The sequence below is a fragment of the Stutzerimonas sp. 21-1 genome (assembly GCF_056336065.1).
Window position 1 is genome coordinate 2656073 of sequence record NZ_CM150500.1, and the last position, 20136, is coordinate 2676208.

25 protein-coding genes and 2 tRNA genes are annotated in these 20136 nt (G+C 63.4%); 13 read left to right on the plus strand and 14 right to left on the minus strand.

Annotation, left to right across the window (positions count from 1 at the left end; translation table 11 throughout):
* Nucleotides 1-34: 34 nt before the first annotated feature.
* The 6 genes from AC0ZJQ_RS12800 (at nt 35) to AC0ZJQ_RS12825 (ending at nt 5101) form a co-directional block, all read left to right on the plus strand.
* The gene (locus AC0ZJQ_RS12800) at nt 35-1207 is read left to right on the plus strand and encodes an efflux RND transporter periplasmic adaptor subunit (RefSeq protein ID WP_476477780.1); all 1173 of its coding nucleotides are present in this window, start codon (nt 35-37) and stop codon (nt 1205-1207) included.
* 6 nt (nt 1208-1213) lie between these two features.
* Entirely contained in the window at nt 1214-2434 is a 1221-nt protein-coding gene (locus tag AC0ZJQ_RS12805; protein WP_165595149.1) for an ABC transporter permease, read from the plus strand.
* A gap of 7 nt (nt 2435-2441) precedes the next feature.
* On the plus strand, nt 2442-3158 hold the full coding sequence (locus AC0ZJQ_RS12810; protein ID WP_369805823.1) for an ABC transporter ATP-binding protein: 717 nt from the start codon (nt 2442-2444) through the stop codon (nt 3156-3158).
* Between the two features lie 113 nt (nt 3159-3271).
* The gene (locus AC0ZJQ_RS12815) at nt 3272-4135 is read left to right on the plus strand and encodes an MBL fold metallo-hydrolase (RefSeq protein ID WP_155550369.1); all 864 of its coding nucleotides are present in this window, start codon (nt 3272-3274) and stop codon (nt 4133-4135) included.
* Between the two features lie 38 nt (nt 4136-4173).
* A complete protein-coding gene (locus tag AC0ZJQ_RS12820; protein WP_213663771.1) occupies nt 4174-4554 on the plus strand; it encodes a rhodanese-like domain-containing protein in 381 nt (126 codons plus the stop codon).
* Between the two features lie 118 nt (nt 4555-4672).
* The gene (locus tag AC0ZJQ_RS12825) at nt 4673-5101 is read left to right on the plus strand and encodes a DUF2141 domain-containing protein (RefSeq protein WP_237263179.1); all 429 of its coding nucleotides are present in this window, start codon (nt 4673-4675) and stop codon (nt 5099-5101) included.
* Nucleotides 5102-5155: 54 nt separating this feature from the next.
* Here the strand turns inward: AC0ZJQ_RS12825 and AC0ZJQ_RS12830 are convergent, their stop codons facing one another.
* Genes AC0ZJQ_RS12830 through AC0ZJQ_RS12845 form a run of 4 tightly spaced genes read right to left on the minus strand, consistent with a single transcriptional unit; the run spans nt 5156 to nt 6538 of the window.
* On the minus strand, nt 5156-5347 hold the full coding sequence (locus AC0ZJQ_RS12830; protein WP_008570439.1) for a YgaP family membrane protein: 192 nt from the start codon (nt 5345-5347) through the stop codon (nt 5156-5158).
* Between the two features lie 14 nt (nt 5348-5361).
* The gene (locus AC0ZJQ_RS12835; protein ID WP_213663773.1) at nt 5362-5781 is read right to left on the minus strand and encodes a YeeE/YedE family protein; all 420 of its coding nucleotides are present in this window, start codon (nt 5779-5781) and stop codon (nt 5362-5364) included.
* A 2-nt stretch (nt 5782-5783) separates the two neighbouring features.
* Nucleotides 5784-6218, minus strand: a complete 435-nt coding sequence (locus AC0ZJQ_RS12840; protein WP_102828926.1) for a YeeE/YedE family protein — start codon at nt 6216-6218, stop codon at nt 5784-5786.
* A complete protein-coding gene (locus tag AC0ZJQ_RS12845) occupies nt 6215-6538 on the minus strand; it encodes an ArsR/SmtB family transcription factor (protein ID WP_102828925.1) in 324 nt (107 codons plus the stop codon). The genes AC0ZJQ_RS12840 and AC0ZJQ_RS12845 overlap by 4 nt, the downstream gene beginning before the upstream one ends.
* A gap of 181 nt (nt 6539-6719) precedes the next feature.
* Here AC0ZJQ_RS12845 and AC0ZJQ_RS12850 point away from each other — a divergent pair, with 181 nt between their 5' ends.
* Nucleotides 6720-7004, plus strand: coding sequence for a metal-sensing transcriptional repressor (locus AC0ZJQ_RS12850; RefSeq protein ID WP_237263178.1), 285 nt, complete (start codon nt 6720-6722; stop codon nt 7002-7004).
* Between the two features lie 130 nt (nt 7005-7134).
* Here AC0ZJQ_RS12850 and AC0ZJQ_RS12855 read toward each other — a convergent pair.
* Both AC0ZJQ_RS12855 and AC0ZJQ_RS12860 read right to left on the minus strand, forming a co-directional pair.
* Nucleotides 7135-7210, minus strand: a tRNA-Gly gene (locus tag AC0ZJQ_RS12855).
* Nucleotides 7211-7215: 5 nt separating this feature from the next.
* Nucleotides 7216-7291, minus strand: a tRNA-Glu gene (locus AC0ZJQ_RS12860).
* Nucleotides 7292-7492: 201 nt separating this feature from the next.
* Here AC0ZJQ_RS12860 and AC0ZJQ_RS12865 point away from each other — a divergent pair.
* Together AC0ZJQ_RS12865 and AC0ZJQ_RS12870 are read left to right on the plus strand one after the other, a co-directional pair.
* The gene (locus tag AC0ZJQ_RS12865; RefSeq protein WP_237264242.1) at nt 7493-8260 is read left to right on the plus strand and encodes a hypothetical protein; all 768 of its coding nucleotides are present in this window, start codon (nt 7493-7495) and stop codon (nt 8258-8260) included.
* Nucleotides 8261-8280: 20 nt separating this feature from the next.
* Nucleotides 8281-8958, plus strand: coding sequence for a glutathione S-transferase family protein (locus AC0ZJQ_RS12870; protein WP_167137418.1), 678 nt, complete (start codon nt 8281-8283; stop codon nt 8956-8958).
* Nucleotides 8959-8999: 41 nt separating this feature from the next.
* On the opposite strand, the gene AC0ZJQ_RS12875 is transcribed toward AC0ZJQ_RS12870, so the two are convergent.
* Entirely contained in the window at nt 9000-9890 is an 891-nt protein-coding gene (locus AC0ZJQ_RS12875; protein ID WP_167137080.1) for an ATP-binding protein, read from the minus strand.
* Nucleotides 9891-9992: 102 nt separating this feature from the next.
* Entirely contained in the window at nt 9993-10391 is a 399-nt protein-coding gene (msrB, locus tag AC0ZJQ_RS12880; protein WP_008570447.1) for a peptide-methionine (R)-S-oxide reductase MsrB, read from the minus strand.
* A gap of 190 nt (nt 10392-10581) precedes the next feature.
* Here msrB and AC0ZJQ_RS12885 point away from each other — a divergent pair, with 190 nt between their 5' ends.
* The 4 genes from AC0ZJQ_RS12885 to AC0ZJQ_RS12900 all read left to right on the plus strand — a co-directional run bounded on the left by AC0ZJQ_RS12885 (nt 10582) and on the right by AC0ZJQ_RS12900 (nt 13935).
* Nucleotides 10582-11793, plus strand: coding sequence for a pyridoxal phosphate-dependent aminotransferase (locus AC0ZJQ_RS12885; RefSeq protein ID WP_008570448.1), 1212 nt, complete (start codon nt 10582-10584; stop codon nt 11791-11793).
* Nucleotides 11794-11797: 4 nt separating this feature from the next.
* On the plus strand, nt 11798-12253 hold the full coding sequence (locus tag AC0ZJQ_RS12890) for a hypothetical protein (RefSeq protein ID WP_237264240.1): 456 nt from the start codon (nt 11798-11800) through the stop codon (nt 12251-12253).
* An 82-nt stretch (nt 12254-12335) separates the two neighbouring features.
* Nucleotides 12336-13208 (plus strand): protease HtpX, encoded by an 873-nt coding sequence (gene htpX, locus AC0ZJQ_RS12895; RefSeq protein ID WP_237264239.1) that lies wholly within the window; start codon nt 12336-12338, stop codon nt 13206-13208.
* A gap of 82 nt (nt 13209-13290) precedes the next feature.
* On the plus strand, nt 13291-13935 hold the full coding sequence (locus tag AC0ZJQ_RS12900) for a DUF2959 domain-containing protein (RefSeq protein ID WP_155550361.1): 645 nt from the start codon (nt 13291-13293) through the stop codon (nt 13933-13935).
* A 46-nt stretch (nt 13936-13981) separates the two neighbouring features.
* On the opposite strand, the gene AC0ZJQ_RS12905 is transcribed toward AC0ZJQ_RS12900, so the two are convergent.
* The 6 genes from AC0ZJQ_RS12905 to AC0ZJQ_RS12930 form a co-directional block, all read right to left on the minus strand.
* Nucleotides 13982-14641 (minus strand): thiopurine S-methyltransferase, encoded by a 660-nt coding sequence (locus AC0ZJQ_RS12905; protein WP_155550360.1) that lies wholly within the window; start codon nt 14639-14641, stop codon nt 13982-13984.
* Nucleotides 14642-14701: 60 nt separating this feature from the next.
* Entirely contained in the window at nt 14702-16069 is a 1368-nt protein-coding gene (locus AC0ZJQ_RS12910; RefSeq protein ID WP_476476774.1) for a sigma-54-dependent transcriptional regulator, read from the minus strand.
* Nucleotides 16066-17181: a sensor histidine kinase gene (locus AC0ZJQ_RS12915; protein ID WP_178099852.1), complete on the minus strand. Its 1116-nt coding sequence runs from the start codon at nt 17179-17181 to the stop codon at nt 16066-16068. Before AC0ZJQ_RS12915 ends, AC0ZJQ_RS12910 begins: the two co-directional genes overlap by 4 nt.
* 200 nt (nt 17182-17381) lie before the next feature.
* Nucleotides 17382-18866 (minus strand): sigma-54 dependent transcriptional regulator, encoded by a 1485-nt coding sequence (locus AC0ZJQ_RS12920; RefSeq protein ID WP_008570457.1) that lies wholly within the window; start codon nt 18864-18866, stop codon nt 17382-17384.
* 418 nt (nt 18867-19284) lie between these two features.
* Nucleotides 19285-19581, minus strand: coding sequence for a flagellar protein FliT (gene fliT, locus AC0ZJQ_RS12925; protein ID WP_167137095.1), 297 nt, complete (start codon nt 19579-19581; stop codon nt 19285-19287).
* 116 nt (nt 19582-19697) lie between these two features.
* Nucleotides 19698-20135, minus strand: coding sequence for a hypothetical protein (locus AC0ZJQ_RS12930; RefSeq protein ID WP_167137099.1), 438 nt, complete (start codon nt 20133-20135; stop codon nt 19698-19700).
* Nucleotide 20136: the final 1 nt, after the last annotated feature.

Below are 20136 nucleotides of genomic sequence, written 5' to 3' on the forward strand. Positions count from 1 at the left end.
CGACATACTCTGGGGAGTGCTCAACTTGCTCGCAATGCCTTCTCGCCGCTCGCTCGTAGTGATCCTGCCGGCCGTCCTGATCGCCGGCTGGCTGCTCTGGCAGCACTGGCAAGGGCCGGAGCTGCCAGGCTACCGCCTGGAGCCGCGCCCGCTGGTGCAGCGGGTGGTTGCCAGCGGCGAGGTGGACAACCAGTCGGTCGCCCAGATCGGCAGCGAGATCACCGGTGTGATCGCCGCCCGCCACGTGCGCGAAGGCGATCCGGTGAAAGCGGGCGACCTGCTGCTGGAGCTGCGTAACGACGAACAATTGGCGCGCCTGCGCGAGGCCGAAGCTGCGCTGCGCCAGCTGATCGACAGCAGCCGGCCGCAAGCCCAGGCCACGCTGCGCGATGCGCAGAGCAACCTGCAGCAGCTGGTGCGCGAACGTGAGCGCCGCGAAACCCTCTTCGAACGCAAGCTGCTGGCTTCCGAGGCGCTGGAGCAGGCGCGTCGCGCCGAGCTGGCGGCGCGGGTGATACGTGATCGCGCCCGCCTCGCCGCTGCCGCGCAGGCGCCCGGTGGTAGCGAGGAACAGGTACTGCGCCAGCGCCTGGAGGCTGCACGCGCCAACCTCGCCAAGACGCGCATCCACGCCGAGGTCGATGGCATCGTGCAGACCCGCGCCGTAGAGCCGGGCGACTTGGTCCAGCCGGGACGCATGCTGCTGGAAATCGCCCGCGCCGGCCGACGCGAAATCATCCTGCCGCTGGACGAAAAGAACCTCGCGCCCGTGGCGATCGGCCAGGCGGCGCAGGTGATCGCCGATGCCTATCCGCTGCGCGCGTTCGCCGCCCGCGTGAGTTTCATCGCGCCCAGCGTCGACACTGCGCGCGGCACCATCGACGTGCATCTGGACCTGGAAGAGCCCGCCGAACTGCTGCGCCAGGGCATGACGGTGTCGGTGAACATCGAGACCGGGCGCCGTGAGCAGGCGCTGGTACTGCCCAACGACGCGCTGCGCAGCCGCGACGGCGAGCATGCGCGGGTGCTGCGGGTGCGTGACGGCAAGGTCGAACGGGTGGACGTACGTCTCGGCCTGCTCGGCACGGCCTTGAGCGAGGTACTCGATGGTCTGCAGGCCGGCGACCGCGTGCTCGCCGCCGAAGCCGAAGAAGGCCGGCGGGTACGCCTGCGCGAGCAGCCGATTCCCACCGGCGTGCAGGACTGACCACCGATGCGCCTGCTCGACTCGCTGTGGACCGAGTGGAAAATCGCCCTGCGCTTTCTGCTCGACAACCGCTTGCAGACGCTGCTGATCGTCTTCGGCATCGCCGTGGGCTCGGCAGTGATCGTCTTCATCACCGCGTTGATCACCGGCCTGCAGGCCAACGTGATCGAGCGCACACTCGGCACCCAGTCGCACATTCGTATCCTGCCGCCGGACGAGGTCAATCGCGTGCTGCCGGCAGCCGACGGCGCGCTGACGCTGCTGCTGGAAAGCCCGCGCGCTCAGCGTCTGCGTTCGATCAGTAATTGGCAGGATGTGCGCGACGTGCTCGATCAGGACGCCCAGGTGCTCGCCGTATCGCCGGTCATCAGCGGTCCGGCGCTGGCGCGCCGCGGCGTCGCGCGGGCTTCGGTGGCGCTGGTCGGCATCGATCCACAGCGCTACCAGCGCATCATTCCGTTGGCCGAGGAACTGGTTGCGGGCGAACTGCGCGTCGGTGCCGGCGACGCGGTGATCGGCACCGAACTGGCGCGCGACCTGGGCCTTGGCGTCGGCGACAAGCTGCGCCTGGACGCCGGCGAGGGGCGCGAGTCGGTCGTCGATATCGCTGGAATCTTCGAGCTGGGCGTGCGCGAGCTGGACGAGCGCTACGTCTATCTGGATCTCAAGCAGGCACAGACCCTGCTCGACCTGCCCGGCGGCGTGACGGTGATCGACACCACCGTGGCGCAGATCTTCGAGGCCGACCGGATCGCCCGCCGCCTCGCCCGGTTGACCGGGCTGCGTGCCGAAAGCTGGATGGATACCAACGGCCAGCTGCTCAACGCGCTCAGCTCGCAGAGCATGACCACCGAGATGATTCGCGTGTTCGTCGGCATCTCGGTGGCCTTCGGCATCGCCAGCGTGCTCGCCGTCAGCGTCGTTCAGCGCACGCGGGAGATTGGCATCCTGCGGGCGATGGGCAGCCCGCGCCAGCAGATTCTGCGGGTATTCCTGATCCAGGGCGGCCTGCTCGGCCTGCTCGGTTCGGCCTGCGGCGGCGGCGTCGGCTGGGGGTTGGTGCAGGTGTTCAACCTGCTGGGGCCACGGCTGTTCTACATCCCGGTCGACCCGACGCTGGTGCCGCTGGCCATGCTCGTGGCAACCGTGACCGGCGTCCTGGCGGCCGCCCTGCCCGCCCGCCGCGCGGCACACTACGACCCGGCGGTGGCCATTCGCTATGTCTGAGCCGACCATGCCTGACCCGCGCGAAGTGCTGCGCCTGGAAGGCGTGCGCAAGAGCTTCAACCTCGGCACGCCACTGGAAAGCGAGGTGCTGCACGGCATCGATCTGCGCTTGCGTGCCGGCGAGCTGACCGCCCTTATCGGCCCGTCCGGCTCGGGAAAGAGCACGCTGCTGAACGTCATCGGCCTGCTCGACCCGCCGAGCGCCGGCGAGCTGTACCTGCTCGGCCGGCCGACACGGATGGTCGATGACGAGACGCGCACGCGCCTGCGCAACGAGGCGATCGGCTTCGTCTTCCAGTTCCATCACCTGATCTCGGCGTTCAGCGTGCTGGATAACGTGCTGATGCCGCTGATGATCCGCCATGGCAAGCCGTCGGCGACGGAGATCGACCTGGCGCGCAGCCTGCTCGACGAGGTCGGCCTCGCCGCGTACGCCGACAAGAAGCCCACGCAGATTTCCGGTGGCCAGCAGCAGCGGGTCGCCATCGCCCGTGCGCTGGTGACCCGCCCACCGCTGCTGCTGGCCGACGAGCCGACCGGCAATCTCGACACACGTACCGCACAGAGCGTGTTCGAGCTGTTCCACCGCATCAATGCGCAGTTCGGCTGTGCGGTGCTGGTGGTCACCCACGATCCCCGCCTGGCGGCCAACTGCGCACGCACCGTGCAGCTCGTCGACGGACAGATCGTCAGCGACGCGTTGAATTCGCCGCTCGATGGGTAAACGCCACCGCCGAACTAGTCGTCGGCCCGTGGAAACGCAACCACAAAAAACGCGCTACTATCGACAGGCTTGCATACCCCATGGGGTATTAATACGTTGAAAGGAGTTGCGACATGAGCGCCCGGATTGAAGCCTTCTTCGACCCCGACACCTTCACCTACAGCTACGTTGTCAGCGATCCGCAGACGCGCCAGTGCGCGGTGATCGACTCCGTGCTCGACTATGACGCCGCCTCCGGACGCACATCGCATCAGGCCGCTGACCGCATCATCGACTACATCCGCACGCACGAGCTGCAGGTCCAATGGCTGCTGGAAACCCACGTGCATGCCGATCACCTGAGCGCCGCTCACTATCTCAAGCAGCACCTGGGCGGCCGGCTCGCCATTGGCGAGCGCATCACCGAAGTGCAACGTACCTTTGCCGAACTGTTCAACGCCGGCGCCGATTTCGCCACCGATGGTCGGCAGTTCGATCAACTGTTTCGTGACGGCGAACGGTTCCAGATCGGCAACCTCGATGCACAGGCACTGCATACGCCAGGCCACACGCCCGCCTGCCTGACCTACCTGATCGGCGACGCCGCATTCGTCGGCGATACGCTGTTCATGCCCGACTACGGCACCGCCCGCTGTGACTTTCCCGGCGGCGACGCGCGCACGCTGTACCGCTCGATCCAGAAACTGTTCGCCTTGCCCGACAGCACCCGCGTGTTCCTCTGCCATGACTACAAGGCGCCAGGCCGCGAGACGTTCTTCCACGAAACCAGCATCGGCGCCGAGCGCGTGCACAACGTTCATATCCACGCCGGCATCACCGAGGAGGAGTTCGTGACCATGCGTACCGCGCGCGATGCCACGCTCGGGCTGCCAGCGCTGATCCTGCCTGCAGTGCAGATCAACATGCGCGGCGGCGAACTGCCTCCAGCGGAGAGCAACGGCACGCGCTACCTGAAAATACCTCTGGACAGGCTCTGACCGCCAGACAACGAACCTTTGCCTCACGGGAGATAGACATGAAAACCGCCCATGACCTGGTCGTCGAGGCCAAGACCCGCATCCAGGAAGTTCCGATTGCCGATGCCGAAGCAGCGATTCGCGAAGCGGACGTACTGATCGATGTGCGCGAAGGCGACGAATATCACGCCGCGCACATTCCCGGTGCCGTGAACATTCCGCGTGGCGTGCTGGAGTTCAAGCTCAGCGGCATGCCCGAGTTCGATTCGCGCGACCTGGCGATCGTGCTCTACTGCAAGACCGGCGGGCGCGCCGCGCTCGCTGCCGCAGCGCTGCGGGAGATGGGCTATCTGCAGGTCAGGTCCATCGAAGGCGGCTTCGATGCCTGGTGCGCGGCCGGCCAGCCGCAAACGACTCCGAGCCTGCCCGATTTCAGTTGAGCTCCGGCTCAAGCGACAGACAAACCATCGGGTGGCATTGCGCAATCACGCTAGACTTCCTGCACGCAACGCGGCGGTCGCAGTGGTCGCCACGCAATGACCAGCGGAGATGAAGACGATGAAGCGAGGGACATGGGTGCTGCTGCTGTGCATCGGCATCGGCGCGAGCCAGTGGGCGCAGGCTCAGGAGCTGAAGATCACCCTGGCGGGCGTCGAGCATGACCGGGGCAACGTGCGGGTGGGGCTGTACGCTGATCCGAAGACCTTCCGCAAGGAGGCCAAGGCATTCGCCACCAAGCAGGCCCCCGCGGCAACCGGCGACGTGACGCTGACTTTCGGTGATATTCCGCCGGGGTGTTATGCGGTCATGGCCTACCATGACGAGAACGCCAACGGCGAACTCGACCGCCGCTTCGGCATGTTCCCAGCCGAAGGCTACGGTCTGTCCAACAACCCCAAGGTGATGGGCCCGCCGGCCTTCGACGACAGCGCCTTCGACGTCGTCGCCGAGCAGAGCACGACCATCATTATCGACATGCGCTACTGAGCATGGCGATGGCAGTCGCCGCCGGTCGATTGCCGACCAGCGGCGAGTGTGGCCTCAATGGCGCAGCTTGCAGGTCTTGATGCCCAGCAGACCGTATGCCGGGCAGAAGCGGAAGATGCCGGTCGCGAGCGGTAGCAGGCCGATCCAGCCCCACATGCCGATCACGCCGCCCAGCGTCAGGCCGATCAGTAACAGCCCGACGACTATCCGCACCGTACGATCGATTGTTCCCACATTGGCTTTCATGATGACCTCCAAGGTCAGTGCGTGCGCCGGCTTTCCAGCGCAGTGAAGAGCAACATTCCGCCGAGCATCGCCACGACGAACAGCGCGACCTGCCAGCGTCCGGACAGCAGCATCGCCAGCGCCGGACCGGGACAGATGCCGGCGATACCCCAGCCAATGCCGAACAGAAGGCTGCCGCCGATCAGGCGCCGATCCAGCTCGCGCTTTTCCGGCAAGCGCATCGGTGCATCGAGCAGCGAGACATGGCGGCGTCGCGCCCAGCCGAACGGCAACAGCGCCACTGCGATGGCACCGGCCATCACCAGCGCCAGTGAGGGATCCCAGACGCCCGCCAGGTCGAGAAAACCGATCACCTTGGCCGGATTGGCCATGCCCGAAAGCAGCAGACCGATACCGAACAGCAGACCCGCGGCAAATGCAGTCAGCTTGCGCATGTTCAAGCTCCGACAAGGTGGCGAATGACGAAAACGGTCGCGAATCCTGCGGCCATGAAGGCCAGGGTCGCGACGATAGAACGCGCCGAGAGGCGTGAAATACCGCAAACGCCGTGACCGCTGGTGCAGCCCGCGCCATAGCGCGTCCCTACACCTACCAGCACGCCGGCGATCAGCAGGCCAAGCCAATTGGTCTGGAATTCCATCTGCGGCCATTCGCCGGCTATCAACCACAGCAACGGCGCCAGCAGGATACCGAGCAGGAACAGCGCCTTCTCGCCCCGCCCCTCCGCGTTGCGCTCCAGCAGGCTGGCGAGCAGGCCGCTGATGCCGGCAATGCGGCCGTTCAGCATGACGAACAGAGCAGCTGCCAGCCCGATCAGCGCGCCGCCGGCCAAGGCCGACCAAGGGGTGAAATTGACCCAATCGATAGTCATTGCTCGCTCCCGCAGAAAAGTTGGTAGAGGGTGGCGATGACCGCCAGCGCCTCGGGACTGCTGATGCGGTAGAAGATCTGTTTGCCATCACGACGGGTTTCCACCAACCCCTCGCGCCGCAGCACCGCGAGCTGTTGCGACAGCGTCGGCTGCTGGATGCCCAGCAACTGCTCCATGTCGCTGACATTGCGCTCGCCCTGGCTCAACTGACACAGCAGCAACAGTCGGTCCGGATTCGCGAGCGTTCGCAGCAGCTGCCCTGCCGCCGCCGCGCTGTCACGCAGGCGTTGGATATCCAATTCAGCGGAAGCAAGTGTCACAGGCAACACCCTCAAAAAAAACAATATATTTATATGTATATTGTTTGGCGACCCGCTTGTCAATACAGCGGTAGTCAACGCTCGTTGCCGTCGCTAGGATGCCCCTACCGGTATATGACCGACCCACGCAAAACGTACTCGCGCCGGGCGCTCTGTTCGTTTCTTCCCGCCGAGGTGATTGATGGAAGACCAGGCAATAACGTCGATCGACATGCAGGACCAGCAGCAGGCCATGCTCAAGCGGCTGGCCCGGGTCGAAGGCCAGATTCGCGGCATTCAGGCGATGATCAAGCGCGGCGAGGAATGCGAAGCCATCGCTCAGCAGTTCTCGGCAGCCCGTAGCGCACTGGATAAGGCCTATAGGCTGATGCTGACCTGCCTGCTCGAGGAGGCGCTACACGATCAGAAACAGGACACGGCGGCTGCACTGGAGCGTGTGCGCAGCATCTTCACCAAGTACACCTGAGCGATCGACGCGCCTGCCGCGTAGCGATGCCGTGTAGGAAATGAGCGGTGAGAAATTGCAGGCATAAAAAAAGCGACCCTGAGGTCGCTTTTTTAGCTTCAAATGTCGGTTTCGACACCTGAAGTGAATTTGGAGCGGGAAACGAGACTCGAACTCGCGACCCCGACCTTGGCAAGGTCGTGCTCTACCAACTGAGCTATTCCCGCAAACTTGGCGTCCCCTAGGGGACTCGAACCCCTGTTACCGCCGTGAAAGGGCGGTGTCCTAGGCCACTAGACGAAGGGGACACACCCCGGAAACTACAGCCTGATTCCGGCTTGCCGCGCTTCGTTTGGTGCTTCACGCTGCAAGTGGCGCGCATTTTATGGAGGCACCGATAGCCCGTCAACCCTGCAAACCAAAAAAAATCGACATCGCCTTCGACGCTATCAGCTTGCCACCCCAGCCACTACACTCAGGCGCAAACTCAGCCGCACGGAGTGCCTGATGTGTCTCCTTTAATGATCACCGGCCTGGTCGTTGCCGGCGTGGTTCTGCTGGTTGCTATCGGCTATATCAACCAACTCGTCGAGAGGAAGAACCTGGAGAAAGCCCGGCTACGGGCAGACCTGAACGATCGCCGACGCCGCTGCAGCAACCTCAGCGAAGCGCTACCCGGGCAGATGATGACACCGGCCCTGAAGCAGGTACTCACCCGTCTCGAACTGAACCTCAGTGAACGGCTGCTGCCGCTCGAGCGCGGCAACGATCAGCTGACCAGCCGAATCCAGAGCCTGCGCGCCGAAATCGCCGAAGGCGACGCCATCCCGGTTCGCAATCCGCCACGGCAGATCGTCAGCGAAGCCCAGGCCAAGGAGGTGCGCTTCATGCTCGAAGATCTCCATGCGCAGATCGTTCGAGCAGCCAAGGAGCGTCAGCTGAGCCAGGAGGAAGGTCGCCGCTGGGTTCAGGAAATCCAGCGCCTGCTCGCCGTACTGCACATCGAATACTTTGCCGGTCTCGGTCGCCAGGCGCTGCAACAGAACCTGCCACAACGCGCGCGCCTGGCCTTCGAGCGTGCGATCCAGCACATTCGCAAACAGCCGTCTACAGTCGAGTACTCGGCGCAACTCAAGCAATTGCAGAATCTTCTCGATCACGCCAATGCATTGGTGTCGAATCAGGTGCGTCCCGCCGCGGATGAGCCGAGCGAGCTGGCCGAAGGCATGAAGGCGTTCGACGACGAAGATCTGTGGAAGAAGAACAACGTCTACTAGGCCCTACAGAGAGAACAACAATGACACTGACGGTTTACGGAGCCCCGCTTTCGCCTTTCGTACGCAAGGTCAGGCTCTGCCTGTTGGAAAAAGCGCTCGACTATCAGCTGGAAATGGTGATGCCGTTCAATCCGCCGGACTGGTATCTGCAACTCAACCCTCTCGGTCGCATTCCGGCGCTGCGCGACGGCGACCTTACGCTGGCCGACTCGAGCGTGATCTGCCAGTACCTCGAAGACGCCTATGCCGGTACGCACCGCCTGTACGGCGATGACGCCGCAAGCCGAGCAAGGATTCGCTGGCTGGAGAAATACGCCGACTACGAACTCGCGCCGCTGACAACCTTCTGCATCTTTGCCAACCGCATACTCAAACCGAGCTCGGGGGGCACCTGCGACGAGCAAGCCGTACAGTCGGCGCTGCACGAGAAGCTACCGCGACATCTCGACTACCTTGAGCAGCAACTGGGGCAGCAGGACTATTTCGTTGGCGGGTGCCTGTCTCTAGCCGATCTCGCCATTGCCAGCCAGTTCATCAACCTGGCCCACGGCGGTGAATCGCTGGATACCGCCCGCTGGCCCGCATTGAGCGCTCATTACGCCCGCATGCTTACCCTGCCGTCGCTTGCCGGCCTGCTGCCCAGCGAGCAGCGCATGAACGACAAACTCAAGGAAATGGCCAAAGCAGCGGCACGCTGAGCCTAAACGGACGCAGCGCCCGTCCGAGGCGCTGCAACTCTTCAATCGCGACGTTCGAGCAAACGCTGACCGACCCACTGACGCGCATATTGATACGCGCATCGTCCATTGCGGTTACCGCGTCCGGTTGCCCAGCGAATCGCCTCTCTCTCCAGCGCCTCGCTCCAGAACCAGTCCAGCCCGGCCCGATCTGCCAGCGAGCCGATCCAGTGGCGAACGACGCTCAGGTAGTGCTCCTGACTGAACGGGTAGAACGACAGCCACAGGCCGAACCGGTCGGACAAGGCGATCTTGTCCTCCACCGCCTCGTTGGGATGCAACTCGCCATCGACCATTTGCCAGTGCTCGTTATCGCTCTGCCGTTCCGGCACGAGATGGCGGCGATTGGAGGTGGCGTAAAGCAGCACGTTTTCCGGCGCCCGTTCCAGTGAACCGTCGAGCACGCTCTTGAGCACCCGGTAATCCCCCTCGCCGGCCTCGAAGGACAGGTCATCGCAGAATACTACGAACGCCCGTTGCTCGCCGGCAAGCGCCTCCACCAGGCGCGGCAGATCGGCAAGGTGGTCGCGCTCGATTTCGATCAGACGTAGTCCGGCCGCGGCATATTCAGCCAGCAGGGCGCGAATCAGCGACGACTTGCCGGTGCCACGCGCGCCCCAAAGCAGCACATGGTTGGCCGGCATTCCGGAAACGAACTGGCGGGTATTGGCCGCCAGCAGATCGCGCTGGCGGTCGATGCCGATCAGGTCGTCCAGAGACAGATCAAGATTCACGCGCAAAGGCGCCAGCCAGCCCCCACGCGCATCTCGCTGCCAGCGCGCGGCAATGGTCACACCCCAGTCGATGGGCTCATGCGGTATCGGCAACAACGGCTCGACACGCGTCAGCAGCGCCTCGGCACGCCGCAGAAATGCTTTCAGTTCGACATCCATCGAACGACTCCAGATGTGATTCATAGACTTGAGCGGCGCGCGCTCCACCCACTACCCCATCGACGCAGCGGGCGTTTGCAGCGTCCTCCGCGGCGGGGAGACTCAGGCGTCGTGCGGCTCCAGATCGAGAGACGCGGAATTAATGCAATAACGCAAGCCGGTTGGTCGCGGTCCGTCGGGGAACACGTGGCCGAGGTGTGCATCGCAGCGCGCGCAACGCACCTCGATGCGATGCATCCCGTGGCTGAAATCATCCAGACTGGCAATCGCCGTGTCACTGACCGGCTGGAAGTAACTGGGCCAGCCGCAACCGGAATCGAACTTGGCAGCCGAATCGAACAGCGGCGCACCGCAACAGACGCAACGGTAGGTACCCGGGGTCTTGCTGTCGTTGTACTTGCCGCTGAACGGACGCTCAGTGGCACCGAGGCGGCAGATCTGGAACTGCTCGTCGGAAAGCTCTTCGCGCCAGACTTCGAGCGGTTTTTCCAGCTTATCCATCGGTACACCTCCACAGCTTAAAAAAGGCCGATCTGTACCTTTTCCGGTGATCGGGCCGCACGTATCATGCGTGGCTCTTCGACGCCTAGTCTGGCAGCGGGGTTTCCGACTGCCAAGGCGCCCGGGTTCATGCCAAGCGTGGCCAGCCACTCCGGAGCTGGCGCGTTTTCACTTCGGGACACTCAGGATCATGCAGGTCAGCAAATCGAACAAGCTCGCCAATGTCTGCTACGACATTCGCGGGCCGGTGCTACGGCACGCCAAACGCCTGGAAGAGGAAGGCCATCGCATCCTCAAGCTGAACATCGGCAACCCGGCGCCGTTCGGTTTCGAGGCCCCGGAGGAAATCCTCCAGGACGTGATCCGCAATCTGCCAACCGCCCAGGGCTACAGCGACTCCAAAGGTCTGTTCAGCGCCCGCAAGGCGATCATGCAGTACTACCAGCAGAAGCAGGTCGAAGGCGTCGGCATCGAGGACATCTACCTCGGCAACGGCGTGTCCGAGCTGATCGTCATGTCCATGCAGGCCCTGCTGAACAACGGTGACGAAGTACTGATCCCGGCGCCGGACTATCCGCTGTGGACCGCAGCCGTTAGCCTGGCCGGTGGCAAGCCGGTGCATTATCTGTGCGACGAGCAGGCCAACTGGTGGCCGGACCTGGCCGATATCAAGGCCAAGATCACGCCGAACACCAAGGCGCTGGTGCTGATCAACCCGAACAACCCGACCGGTGCGGTCTACCCCAAGGAAGTGCTGGAAGGCATGGTGGAGCTGGCGCGCCAGCACAAACTCGTGCTCTTCTCCGACGAGATCTACGACAAGATTCTCTACGACGACGCCGTGCACATTTCCACCGCTTCGCTGGCGCCGGACGTGCTCTGCCTGACCTTCAACGGCCTGTCCAAATCCTACCGAGTGGCAGGCTTCCGCTCGGGCTGGGTCGCAATTTCCGGTCCCAAGCACAAGGCGCAGAGCTACATCGAAGGTCTGGATATCCTCGCCAACATGCGCCTGTGCGCCAACGTGCCGGCCCAGCATGCGATCCAGACCGCCCTGGGCGGCTATCAGAGCATCAACGACCTGATATTGCCGCCGGGCCGCCTGATCGAGCAACGCAACCGCACCTGGGAGCTGCTCAACGACATTCCGGGCATCAGCTGCGTCAAGCCGATGGGTGCGCTCTACGCCTTCCCGCGGATCGACCCGAAGGTTTGCCCGATTCACAACGACGAAAAGTTCGTACTCGACCTGTTGTTGGCCGAGAAGCTGCTGATCGTCCAGGGCACGGCGTTCAACTGGCCGTGGCCGGATCATTTCCGCGTGGTCACCCTGCCGCGCGTCGACGATCTGGAGCAGGCGATTGGTCGCATAGGCAACTTCCTCAAGACCTATCACCAGTAACGGCATGGATCTGCACATCGACGACTTCTACCGGGACGCCGCGGCAGGCCTGCTGATGCTCTATCAGGCCTTTCCGCGCAAGGTCGCGCTGTACGTCGAGGATCTGATCGGTCACGAAGAGCCGGACGAGTTCGGCCTACCGAGCAAGCGCCACCAGGGCTGCCTTGGTGCGCTGCTATGGCTCGCCGAAGAAGGCTACCTGCGCTTCGACAGCACCATTCAGTATCAGGCGCTGGATCAGGCGGCACTCACCGAAAAGGCGTTCCTGCGCCTGACTCGCAGCGTTCCCGATCTGCCCGCCGCAACGGAAACCCTGCCTTCGAGCGTGCAACGCGTTCATGCCAGCCTCGCCCATCAGCTACGCGAAGCGCTGAAAAGCGGAAACAGCGAGCGTCTCGCCAGATTGGCCCGCCTGCTCTTCGAAAGCGGCCCGCTGCCAGCACGACGCGACATAGCTTGAAATAGTCGCCCGGTTGAATAGCCCAGGGGCGCACCTTATATAGCCTACGTTCTTTCTCGTACTCCCGGAGTCAGTCGCAACCATGATGCGCATTTTTCTGTTCGTGGCCACCAACCTCGCGGTACTGCTGATCGCCAGCATCACGCTCAAGGTGCTCGGGGTCGACCGCTACACCGGCCAGAACTATGGCAGCTTGCTGGCCTTCTGCGCGGTCTTCGGCTTCGCCGGCTCGCTGGTTTCGCTGTTCATCTCCAAGTGGATGGCGAAGATGAGCACCCGCACCGAAATCATCAGCCAGCCTCGTACGCGCCATGAGCAGTGGCTGCTGCAGACCGTCGAGCAACTGTCGCGCGAAGCCGGTATCAAGATGCCAGAAGTCGGTATCTTCCCGGCCTACGAGGCCAACGCCTTCGCCACCGGCTGGAACAAGAACGATGCCCTGGTGGCCGTCAGCCAGGGTCTTCTGGAGCGCTTCTCGCCGGACGAGGTCAAGGCCGTACTGGCCCATGAGATCGGCCACGTGGCCAACGGCGACATGGTCACACTCGCGCTGGTCCAAGGCGTGGTGAACACCTTCGTGATGTTCTTCGCACGGATCTTCGGCAATTTCGTCGACAAAGCGATCCTCAAGAACGAGGAAGGCCAGGGCATCGGCTACTTCATCGCGACCATCTTCGCCGAACTGGTGTTGGGTCTGCTGGCCAGCATCATCGTCATGTGGTTCTCGCGCAAACGCGAATACCGCGCCGATGAAGCCGGCGCTCAGCTCGCCGGCACCCAGGCCATGATCGGCGCGCTGCGCCGCCTGCAGGCCGAACAAGGCGTGCCGGTCCAGATGCCGGATACGCTCAAGGCGTTCGGCATCAACGGCGCGCTGAAACATGGCATGGCCGGGCTGTTCATGACCCACCCGTCGCTGGACGATCGCATCGAGGCGCTGCGTCAGCGCGGCTGAGCATGTTCGGATGAAAAAGGGGCGACGCAAGTCGCCCTTTTTGTTTGTCTATCTTCTTCCTCCCGCGCACAAAGGAACCCTCATGCGCCGACTTCTACTCACCTGCTGCGTCATGCTCACGCTCAGCGGTTGCCAGAGCGCCTATTACTCCGCGATGGAAAAGGCAGGCATCCATAAACGCGACATTCTGGTTGATCGCGTCGAGGATGCCCGCGACTCGCAGCAAGACGCCAAGCAGCAGTTTAAGGATGCGCTGGAGCGCTACCGCAGCGTCGTCAAAGTCAACGGCGGCGATCTGGAACAGCGCTACGAGGCGCTGAACCGGGAATATGAAGCCAGCGTCACCGCAGCCAATGACGTGCGCGCACGCATCGAGGCTGTCGAAGATGTCGCCGAGGCATTGTTCGACGAATGGGAAGACGAACTACAGCAGTACAGCAACGCCAGCCTGAAGAGCGCCAGTGCACGTGAGCTGAGCCGCACGCGCAGCGAATACCGCACACTGCTGCAGCGCATGAAGGCTGCCGAGAAGCGCATTGCGCCAGTGCTTGCCGTGCTGCGCGACCAAGCGCTGTTTCTCAAGCACAACCTCAACGCTCGCGCCATTGGCGCACTGCAGAGCGAATACCGGACGCTGCAGAGCAACGTCGACCAGCTGATGGCGGACATGCAGCGCGCCATCGACGAGGCGGACAGTTTCATCCGCCGTCTGCAGGCGGGAAGCTGAGCGCCCCGCCCGCTCGCTGTGGCGGCATTGCACGCGCTGGGATGCCTCAGGCGTGGCGCCGCAGGTGATAGAAACGTTCCTCCAGGCGCCCCAGGCCGCACTCACGCATGCGCGGATTGCGCTCCAGCACTTCCTTCGCCTCGAGCAGTTCGACGTGCCAGTCGGCCGCATAAAGCGCAGTGACCTCGGCGGTATCGACGGCGAAGGGCGGCCCGTCCATCTGCGACTGCTCGTAATCGAGGGTAATCAGCAACTGCTGACAGGCATTCGGCAGGATTGCCGAAAGATGTGCTGCATAGCGCTGGCGCATCGACGGCGGCAGGGCAATCAGCGCGGCACGATCGTATAGAGCCTGGCAGTCGGCAACATCCTGCGCCGCGAGCGCGAAAATATCACCGCAGCGGATCTCCAGCGCGCCTGCGCGGAAAATCTTGAAAGGCCCGGCTTGAGAGACCGCGGCGTCGAGCTGCTGTTCAGCGAAGAACGCTTCGACCGCTTTCTCGCTCAGCTCGACGCCCAGCACCCGATACCCCTGTTCGACCAGCCAGGCGAGATCGACGCTCTTGCCGCACAGCGGCACCAGCACCTGCGCACCCGGCGCAAGCCCAAGCCGCGGCCAGTGGCGCCGCAGCCCGGGATGCACCATGCCAAGGTGAAAACCGATTTCATTGCGCGCCCAGCGCTGCAGCCAGAAGTCTCCGTGCATCCGCGAACCTCCTTCCGATGAAGACGGCAGCTTAGCAGAGCGCCTTACAGGCGAAGCCGATCATTCGGCGTAGAGCGCAGCCTCGACATCGAAGCCGGCATCACGCATCTGCGCCAGCTTGTAGCGCAGCGTACGCGGACTGATACCGAGGCGATCCGCCGCCTCCTTGCGGCGTCCGCGTTCGCTGCGCAAGGTTTCGATGATCAGCTGGAATTCGTGCTGCCGCAGATCCTCTCCCAGCGCCGCGGCGGGTTTCGCCGCGACGTCGTTGGACCCTGGCGCCTGGCTCGCGAGCATCAGCTCAACACCGTCCAGGCAGAGGTCGGCCGGCTCGATCACGCCGCCGCGCTGAAGAATCAGCGCGCGCTGAATGGCGTTGTCCAACTCGCGCACGTTCCCCGGCCAGGCATGGGCCTGCAGGCAGCGCCGCGCGGCCTCGGACAACCGCGCCGGTGCCTGTCGCATCTTCTGCCCATGCTTGGCCAACAGCCGCTCGGCCAGCGGCACGATATCCGCAGTCCGCTCACGCAGTGGCGCCCAGGCCAAAGGAAAGACCGACAGCCGATAGTACAGATCCTCGCGAAAACGCCCCGCCGCCACTTCGCCCTGCAGATTACGGTTGGTCGTGGCGAGCACGCGGATATCGAGCGTGATCGGCTTGCGCGCGCCGACCCGCTCCACTTCACGCTCTTGCAGCACCCGCAGCAGCTTGGCCTGCAACGGCAGCGCCATCTCGGATATCTCGTCGAGCAGCAGCGTACCGCCATCGGCCAGTTCGAACTTGCCCGGCTGTGCGGCGATCGCTCCGGTAAAGGCGCCCTTCTCATGACCGAACAACGTGGCCTCGAGCATGTTGTCGGGAATGGCCGCACAGTTGATTGCAATGAACGGTCCATTCACCCGCGGCGACTGCTGATGGATGTAACGCGCCAGCACTTCCTTGCCGGTCCCCGACTCACCGGAGATGAGCACCGTGGAATCGCTCTGCGCCACTCGTGCGGCCAGCTCGAGTAAATGCCGACTGGCCGGTGCATGAGCGACCGGCCCCTGCTCGGCATCATCCAAGCGACCGCAGGCGTGTTGCGCGATCAGGTTCAGCAGAGCCTTCGGTTCGAATGGCTTGAGCAGGTAATCCACCGCGCCCTGACGCATGGCCTGCACCGCGCGTTCGATGGCGCCGAAAGCGGTCATCAGCAGCACCGGCACCTGCAGATAACGTTGGCGGATAACGCTCAACAGTTCGTGGCCATCCATACCCGGCATATTGACGTCACTGACCACCAGACTGAACGCCTCTTCGCGCAGCGCCTGCAATGCCGCCTCGGCGCTCGCCACGGCGTGATAGGCATAACCGCCAACCTCCAGGGTGTCGCCCAGCGCTTCACGCAATGCGTGATCGTCCTCAACCAGAAGAATTCTGCCGGTCATTCGCAAATCTCCTGCGGGCCTGCTGGAAGCAGGGGAATCACCAGCCGCGCGCAGGTGCCTCGTCCAGGGCGGGAAAGCAGCTGCAGCTCACCGTGATGGGCGCGCGCAACAGCCTTGACCACCGCCAACCCAAGCCCGGTACCGGTCGCCTTGGTGGTGAGAAAAGGCTCACCCAGCCGCGCCAGCAGCGCCGGCTCGATGCCCGGCCCGTTGTCGCTGACGCACAGGCGCAACCTGTCGCCGCGTGCGTAGAGATGAATCTTGAGCCGCACATCAGCGCCTGCAGCCTGCACGGCATTTTCGATCAGATTGAGCAATGCGCCGACCAGCGTGTCACGGTTGCACAACAGCAGCCCTTGCGGCGCATCGCACTGCCAGCGCAGGGGGATATTCTGCAAGCGCGGCTCGGCCGCCGCGCGTAGCGCACCGAACAGCTCGGCCGCAATAATGCGATCCTGCAGAGGCAGATCGCCGCGGGCGAACACCAGCATGTCGCGAACCTGATGCTCCAGTTCGTGCAGCCGGCTCTTCAGGCGTCCGGCGAAACGCGTTTGCTGTTCCGTGCTCAGCCCACCCTCTTCCAGGTGGCTGGCGTAGAGCAAGGCAGAGCTCAGCGGCGTGCGAATCTGATGCGCCAGCGAGGCGACCATCCGCCCTAGTGAGGACAAGCGCTGATGACGCGCTAGCTGATCTTGCAGCCGGCGGGTCTCGGTCATGTCGGTGAGCAATACCAGCTGCCCCGGCTCGCCGCTCAGCGAGCGGGTGGCAAGCGCAACCCGCCGCCCGTTGGCGAGCGATATCTCATGGCCGTCGTCGCGCCGCGGGGCGAAGCAGCGTGCGATTACGTTGCGCCACAACTGGTTCTCCAGCGGCTCGCCCAGGAGCTCAACGGCAACCGGATTGGCTTCGCGCACGACGCCATGCCCGTCGAGCACCACCACGCCACCGGGAAGCAGATCGAGCAGGCTGCGCAACCGCTGGGCCAGCCGCTCTTTTTCATCCAGCTCGCGCAGACGTAGCGCGCTGGCGGCGTCCAACTGACCTTCGAGCGAGGCCACGCGTGCGGCCATCCGCTGCTGAGTGGCGTCCAGCTGCGTTTGCAATTGGGCCAGCCCATCGAGCGATGGCGAGCACGGACGTTCGGCGGGGGTTGGGCTAGAGGCGGCGCTCACTGTTCCACTCGTGACTGTCAAAAAAAAGACCTGTCACTGGCGGGAGCAAGGTTCGTGCCTGAGGCACGCTGAGCGTGGAGAGGGATGGACATGAACGAGCCGTACCGGCAACAACCGATACGGCTACGCCCGCCAGACAATCAGTCTTCGGCTGCTGCCAGCTCGCCGTTGTCGTCGTCGCGGCGGTTCATGCCGTACTTGCGCATTTTCTCCACCAACGTCGTGCGCCGAATGCGCAGGCGCTCTGCAGCCCGCGCCACAACGCCGCCGGCATCTTCCAGCGCCTGATGGATCAGACCCTGTTCGAGGTTGCCGAGGTATTCCTTGAGATCTAGCCCCTCGATCGGCAGCATGGCATGTGCTTCGGGAACCGCCATCGGCGCACTGATCGCTGCGCGCTCTTCCATCTCATCATGCAGGCTGACGGCATACTGCTCGTCGTCGTCATCGACATGGCGAAACTTCTTCGGCAGCTCCATGACGCCGATTACCCCATACGGGTGCATGATGGCCATTCGCTCGACCAGATTAGCCAGCTCGCGAATGTTGCCCGGCCAATCGTGCCGGCAGAGCGACATGATGGCTGCCGAGTTGAAGCGAATCGAACCGCGCTTCTCGTGCTCCATACGCGAGATCAGTTCATTCATCAGCAGCGGTATGTCTTCAACGCGCTCGCGCAGCGGCGCCATCTCGATCGGGAAGACATTCAGGCGGTAATAGAGATCTTCGCGGAAGGTGCCCGCCTCGATCATCTTCTCCAGATCCTTATGCGTCGCAGCAATGATGCGCACGTCGGCGACCTGCGTGCGGTTGCTGCCCACGCGCTCGAAGGTGCGCTCCTGCAACACGCGCAGCAGCTTGACCTGCATCGGCAGCGGCATGTCGCCGATCTCGTCGAGGAACAGGGTGCCGCCCTCTGCTAGCTCGAAACGCCCGGCGCGTGCCGTGATCGCACCGGTGAAGGCGCCTTTCTCATGACCAAACAGTTCACTCTCCAGCAGTTCCGCCGGAATCGCGCCGCAGTTCACCGGCACGAACGGTGCCTGGCGTCGCTTGGAGTGGTAGTGCAGGTTGCGCGCGACAACTTCCTTGCCCGTCCCGGATTCACCGAGTATCAGCACGCTGGCCTCGGTGTCGGCGACCTGCTGCATCATTTCGCGAACATGCTGCACGGCACGGCTGGTGCCGACCAGGCTGCGAAACAGATTCGGCTCGCGCTGACGCCCGCGCCCCTTGGCCTGATCGTACATTTCCCGGTAAATCTGCGCGCGGTGCAGCGAATCGAGCAGCTTGTTATAGCTGGGCGGCATCTCTAGGCTGGTGAGCACGCGGCGGCGCAGCTCTTCCGGCCAATCCGTCGGCACCGGCTCGCCAATCAGGATCACCGGCACGTTCTCGTCCCACTGACTCATCTGCTTGAACAGCTCGACCGCCCCGCCCTTGCTGGTGACCTCGCCCAGCAGGACGCCAATGACGCTCCGCGACTCCAGGCCCTCCACGGCGTCGCGCCAATCGTGGCTGGAACACGCCAGATGATCCTCGCTGAGGAAATTCAGGATCACAGTCAAGTCACGACAACGGTCACGATCATCGTCTATCAACAAAATCTTGGTATCACGCCACATCTTGTTTATAGGGCTCTTGGCTTGCAGGGAAGAAGCGCCGGAGTTTTCGCATCCATGGGGAAACGCGGCCACACCAGAGGCAATTGGCCGGTAGTTAATTAAAAAAAATGAACGGAGTCAAATTTATGACGTGAATTGTCGACCAAAGGCAGCGCCGGAAATACCGTTAATCGGCGCTAGCACACACTTCCCGTGCCGCCGGATAGGAATATCTAAGGGGTAAAGGCGTAGCGTCGACAGAGTCAAAAATCTATCAAACCTTAATTTTGATAGCTAATTGACAGCACCAGCAGGAAGATGCCGGCTTTTCCGGGAAGTTGGAAGGAACGATTACACGAGCGTCCCGGCGAGCGATGCCTCACAGGCGACACAGCCAGCTGTGGCAGATTGACGCTATGTCGCACCAGCAAGACTTCGACTATCCGAACAGCTGGTAGACCTTGGCGCTCTCGCGTGCCTGGTTGAGTTGTCGCAACTCGCCGGCGATACGTTGCCGCTCCGTCTGGCATGCGCCAACCAGCTCGCCGTAGAGGATCAGCAGTTGCTGCATGCCGTGGCGTATCTGAACTTCGTCGCGCTCAGGCTCGCTCATGGCTTCGTCGACTGCCTGCCGGCACTGACGATCAAGCACACTGATAGCCGCCCAGTCCTGTTGCGCCAGTGCATTGCGCAAGGCGCTACCGGTTTCTTCGAGACGTTTGACGGACATATTCATGGATCGACTCCGGGCAGGCTCATCATGCAGCCGCTAGCTGCTTCCTGCTTATCGGCACACCGCCAGCCGGCTTTAGCAGAGCCGACGAAAAGACTCGCCGTGCAAGCCGACCTCGATCAGTAGCGATTACGCAGCCCTGGCGGAACGCTGGGCGGCGCCACTGGATCCCACGGGCCATCCGGGCGTCCGGAGCAGTACCACTCGCCATCCCAGCGGTAGTAAAGGCGTTCGCGGTAGAACAGCTCGGTGCCTTCCACCACATACACGCCCAAACGATTATCCCAGTGCGCTGCCGCATGCGGCGGCGGCGCATAGCGCGGATGGCTGCGCTGCACCGATGGTGCCCGCGGCGCCGGTGGGGTCTGGATGGGTGGCGGAGCGATAACCGGACCGCGTGGAGCCGGTGCCTGCGGCACAGGCTTGGCAGGCGGCACCGGCCGTTCGGCCTCGTAGGGCGTTCCCGCACACGCTGCCAGAAGCAGCGTCGCGCCTAGCGCTACGATCCGCTGCGCGTGCCGCCCCAACGAAATATCGCCAACGCGCACCATCTTCATC

Bases quoted from the DNA above. Each gene is read 5' to 3' on its own strand.
- AC0ZJQ_RS12800 (WP_476477780.1), top strand. From the start codon at position 35: ATGCCTTCTCGCCGCTCGCTCGTAGTGATCCTGCCGGCCGTCCTGATC.
- AC0ZJQ_RS12805 (WP_165595149.1), top strand. From the start codon at position 1,214: ATGCGCCTGCTCGACTCGCTGTGGACCGAGTGGAAAATCGCCCTGCGC.
- AC0ZJQ_RS12810 (WP_369805823.1), top strand. From the start codon at position 2,442: ATGCCTGACCCGCGCGAAGTGCTGCGCCTGGAAGGCGTGCGCAAGAGC.
- AC0ZJQ_RS12815 (WP_155550369.1), top strand. From the start codon at position 3,272: ATGAGCGCCCGGATTGAAGCCTTCTTCGACCCCGACACCTTCACCTAC.
- AC0ZJQ_RS12820 (WP_213663771.1), top strand. From the start codon at position 4,174: ATGAAAACCGCCCATGACCTGGTCGTCGAGGCCAAGACCCGCATCCAG.
- AC0ZJQ_RS12825 (WP_237263179.1), top strand. From the start codon at position 4,673: ATGAAGCGAGGGACATGGGTGCTGCTGCTGTGCATCGGCATCGGCGCG.
- AC0ZJQ_RS12830 (WP_008570439.1), bottom strand. From the start codon at position 5,347: ATGAAAGCCAATGTGGGAACAATCGATCGTACGGTGCGGATAGTCGTC.
- AC0ZJQ_RS12835 (WP_213663773.1), bottom strand. From the start codon at position 5,781: ATGCGCAAGCTGACTGCATTTGCCGCGGGTCTGCTGTTCGGTATCGGT.
- AC0ZJQ_RS12840 (WP_102828926.1), bottom strand. From the start codon at position 6,218: ATGACTATCGATTGGGTCAATTTCACCCCTTGGTCGGCCTTGGCCGGC.
- AC0ZJQ_RS12850 (WP_237263178.1), top strand. From the start codon at position 6,720: ATGGAAGACCAGGCAATAACGTCGATCGACATGCAGGACCAGCAGCAG.
- AC0ZJQ_RS12870 (WP_167137418.1), top strand. From the start codon at position 8,281: ATGACACTGACGGTTTACGGAGCCCCGCTTTCGCCTTTCGTACGCAAG.
- AC0ZJQ_RS12875 (WP_167137080.1), bottom strand. From the start codon at position 9,890: ATGGATGTCGAACTGAAAGCATTTCTGCGGCGTGCCGAGGCGCTGCTG.
- msrB (WP_008570447.1), bottom strand. From the start codon at position 10,391: ATGGATAAGCTGGAAAAACCGCTCGAAGTCTGGCGCGAAGAGCTTTCC.
- AC0ZJQ_RS12885 (WP_008570448.1), top strand. From the start codon at position 10,582: ATGCAGGTCAGCAAATCGAACAAGCTCGCCAATGTCTGCTACGACATT.
- AC0ZJQ_RS12890 (WP_237264240.1), top strand. From the start codon at position 11,798: ATGGATCTGCACATCGACGACTTCTACCGGGACGCCGCGGCAGGCCTG.
- htpX (WP_237264239.1), top strand. From the start codon at position 12,336: ATGATGCGCATTTTTCTGTTCGTGGCCACCAACCTCGCGGTACTGCTG.
- AC0ZJQ_RS12900 (WP_155550361.1), top strand. From the start codon at position 13,291: ATGCGCCGACTTCTACTCACCTGCTGCGTCATGCTCACGCTCAGCGGT.
- AC0ZJQ_RS12905 (WP_155550360.1), bottom strand. From the start codon at position 14,641: ATGCACGGAGACTTCTGGCTGCAGCGCTGGGCGCGCAATGAAATCGGT.
- AC0ZJQ_RS12910 (WP_476476774.1), bottom strand. From the start codon at position 16,069: ATGACCGGCAGAATTCTTCTGGTTGAGGACGATCACGCATTGCGTGAA.
- AC0ZJQ_RS12920 (WP_008570457.1), bottom strand. From the start codon at position 18,866: ATGTGGCGTGATACCAAGATTTTGTTGATAGACGATGATCGTGACCGT.
- fliT (WP_167137095.1), bottom strand. From the start codon at position 19,581: ATGAATATGTCCGTCAAACGTCTCGAAGAAACCGGTAGCGCCTTGCGC.
- AC0ZJQ_RS12930 (WP_167137099.1), bottom strand. From the start codon at position 20,135: ATGAAGATGGTGCGCGTTGGCGATATTTCGTTGGGGCGGCACGCGCAG.